Source organism: Hydrotalea flava, assembly GCF_001623405.1.
In the GTDB taxonomy this organism is placed as follows: Bacteria; Bacteroidota; Bacteroidia; order Chitinophagales; family Chitinophagaceae; genus Hydrotalea; species Hydrotalea flava.
On record NZ_LUHG01000026.1, the window covers coordinates 1 to 3,180 of the forward strand.

The 3,180-nt window shown below is 35.6% G+C and carries 4 protein-coding genes; 3 read left to right on the plus strand and 1 reads right to left on the minus strand.

What is annotated here, in order from left to right; translation table 11 throughout:
- Positions 1-277 (minus strand): helix-turn-helix domain-containing protein (locus A0F92_RS01145; protein ID WP_167516643.1); only part of this gene is annotated, 277 nt, incomplete at its 3' end.
- A gap of 184 nt (positions 278-461) precedes the next feature.
- On the opposite strand from A0F92_RS01145, the gene A0F92_RS15425 reads away from it, so the two are divergent.
- The 3 genes from A0F92_RS15425 to A0F92_RS01160 all read left to right on the plus strand — a co-directional run bounded on the left by A0F92_RS15425 (position 462) and on the right by A0F92_RS01160 (position 2,835).
- Positions 462-722, plus strand: coding sequence for a hypothetical protein (locus A0F92_RS15425; RefSeq protein ID WP_167516706.1), 261 nt, complete (start codon positions 462-464; stop codon positions 720-722).
- Positions 723-851: 129 nt separating this feature from the next.
- Positions 852-2,147, plus strand: a complete 1,296-nt coding sequence (locus A0F92_RS01155; RefSeq protein WP_253810025.1) for a DNA methyltransferase — start codon at positions 852-854, stop codon at positions 2,145-2,147.
- Entirely contained in the window at positions 2,140-2,835 is a 696-nt protein-coding gene (locus A0F92_RS01160) for an MjaI family restriction endonuclease (protein ID WP_068240846.1), read from the plus strand. Before A0F92_RS01155 ends, A0F92_RS01160 begins: the two co-directional genes overlap by 8 nt.
- Positions 2,836-3,180: the final 345 nt, after the last annotated feature.

Sequence of the window (3,180 nt, forward strand, 5' to 3'; positions counted from 1 at the left end):
CGTTGGATACACGCAACTGACCCAAAGCAGGATTTTCAAAAGCCATTTCTACAACAGCCTTCTCAATTTCCGGCTCAATTCTGTTTTGCGGAATTGGTTTCTTACGACTAATTTCCTTTAATGCAATAGGGCCACCTGTATCATAGAGTTCTTTGATCCGGTAAAAGCTATCCCGGCTGTAACCATAAACACGGCAAGCCTCTGATACGTTACCTAATTTTTCTGCTAATTTGAGTAATCCTAATTTGCTTTGGATTAACTTTGATTCTACATTCATTTCTGACAGTTTTTAAAGTGGTTAAATTGTTTGTTATTTCATTTGCAATTTAACCCAACTGTCAGATTAAGTTTTAACTATTTCAAATAAGAAAACAGGTGGAAAAATCATAAGCAATAAAGTACCCAAAGGCAGTAATCGTTTAAAAATAGCTTTGCGAAATGCAGCCAATGCAATTGGTAATTTGAAGAACACGCACCTGGCTGATTTTTTTAGAAAAGTATTGTACCGCAAAGGAAGAACCGCAGCGGTGAGTGCCACTGCCAGAAAACTGGCAGTAATCATCTGGAATATGATCGTAAAAAAGCAACCTTACAATCCACCCACTCAATATCTATTCTTAGATCAGAAAAGAAAAATGGGGCTAATCAAAAAAATGAAAAAGCAAATCGGTAAATTTGAAATAACTAGCGAAGACTTGGGAATAGTAACTACTAATTTTTAACAACTATGTCTTACGTTAGTCAGAATGGCATTGGCGACAGTTCAAACTTCATCAGACATAGCTTTTTGTGGACATTTCACTGCTCATTGGTCTGACTTTTTACTTAGATTTGCCCAAATATTTTAGCAATTGAAGACTCATCATAAAATTGTAAATGGCGACAGCCGACAAATGACCGAACTGCCTGACAATTCGGTTCATCTTGCTATTACTTCGCCTCCTTATTGGCAACTCAAGGACTATGGAACAGATAATCAAATCGGGTTTCATGACAGTTATGAGAATTACATCAACAACCTAAACTTAGTTTGGAAAGAGTGCTACCGCACTCTTCATAACGGTTGCAGGTTGTGTGTAAATATTGGTGACCAGTTTGCCCGAGCAGTTTATTACGGACGTTATAAAGTCATTCCAATACGAGAAGAAATTATAAAATTCTGTGAGAACATTGGGTTTGACTATATGGGAGCAATCATCTGGCAAAAAGTTACAACATCCAATACAACAGGTGGTGGTGTTCAAATGGGTTCTTACCCATATCCAAGAAACGGGATTTTGAAATTAGATTATGAATTTATTCTTGTTTTCAAAAAATTGGGTGACGCACCTAAGCCTACAAAAGAACAAAAAGAACTTTCTAAAATGACCGCTGAAGAATGGAACACTTACTTCGCAGGGCATTGGAATTTTGCTGGAGCAAGACAAAATAATCACATCGCAATGTTTCCAGAAGAATTGCCCAAACGATTAATAAAAATGTTTTCGTTTGTTGGCGAAACAGTTCTTGACCCTTTTGCCGGAAGTGGTACTACTGCTTTAGCTGCGAAAAATCTTGATAGAAGCTCAGTTGGTTATGAAATCAATTCTGAATTTATCCCATTTATCAAAGACAAATTAGAAGTTAAGCAACAAGACCTAAGTGGCACAACTTATGAGTTCCTGAAGCAACAACCTGTTAAAACAAACTTTGAAAATGAAATTCTGAAACAACCCTACATTTTTAAAGACCCACATACACTTGATAAAAAAATTGATGTAAAGAAATTACAGTTTGGAAGCCGTATTGACAAAGACAGCTCAACACAACGAGAAGAGCTTTACACAGTAAAAGAAGTTATCAGCCCTGAAAAAATCAGGTTAAGTAATGATTTAACCGTAAAACTAATTGGCATAAAGGAAGACCCAGTCATTAATGGAAAAGCGACCTCATTCTTGATTGACAAAACAAAAGGGAAACGAGTTTTTCTTAAATATGACAATGTAAAGTATGACAATGAAAATAATTTGATGTGTTATCTCTATCTTGAAAACAAAACTTTCCTTAATGCTCATTTAATCAAAAACGGCTTGGTTCAAGTTGATAACAAAACTGAATTCAAATACAAAGAAAAATTTATAACTCTATACAACGAAGCAAATGCCTGAATTTAAAAAGTATGCAAAAGATTTCGGTTCTAAAGAATTCTTACTTAATTACACTAACAGAAGATGGGGTTTAACAAAGACGACAAAAGTTGGCGAGGTTATGTCTTTAATCAGACAATGTCAACCCAAATCATTTGAAGAATGGCATACTTGGTATTTTGAAAACGCAGCTACTAACACAAAGCAACCAGTTAAGGTAACTAAAGAGATTTTAACTGAACTTGGTGAACGATTATACTCAAAACTCAAAGAAACAGTTATACCACAAATAACGGAAGCTATCCGAACTCTTACTTTAGAAGATTGCATTGAGTATATTTATCAACTTACTATTTATAGAACCTATGATGGTTATTTGACAGAAAAATCTGTGGTTTTTGACAATCTTGCTAAAGTATTTAAGGATGTGCAATTTGAAGAAAGCGACCCAGAATTGGACCATGCAGGTGATATAGATTTTATTGGAAAAGTAGGTGACAAAGCTTTTGGTCTTCAAATAAAACCAGTAACTGTAAATGCAAATCTTGGTAACTATGACGTATCTGCAAGAATGCAAAACAGTTTCGGAGACTTTCAACATAAATATGGTGGACAAGTCTTTATTATTTATAGTGTGGATGAAAAAATCATGAACAAGGATGTTTATGATAAAATCAAAACAGAAATTGAAAGACTAAAAACATTGTAAGACGAGCCACATACCGCCAACATGAGTATTGCCAAAATGCAGGCTGATGAAAGCTGTGTTTCAACTTTTATTTTTCAATTTAGCTTCATATCCAGCTTGACGTTAGTAATTTAGCTTTAGTTCTTATCATCAACTTTTTTATCTTTATTCAGAAGCAGTTAGCCGGGGCGGACGGATTGCTATTCCCTGCACTTCGGCAATACCTGAACGTTGTATGCCATTCCCCCTTTTTCGACAGAAAATAAATTCCCTAGCTAACGACTTTACTGCAACACCCCGAATTTTGCAATGACAGCTCTATGTGAGACCGACTTAAGCAGTGGTGGTTAATAACCCCGTGCGTCA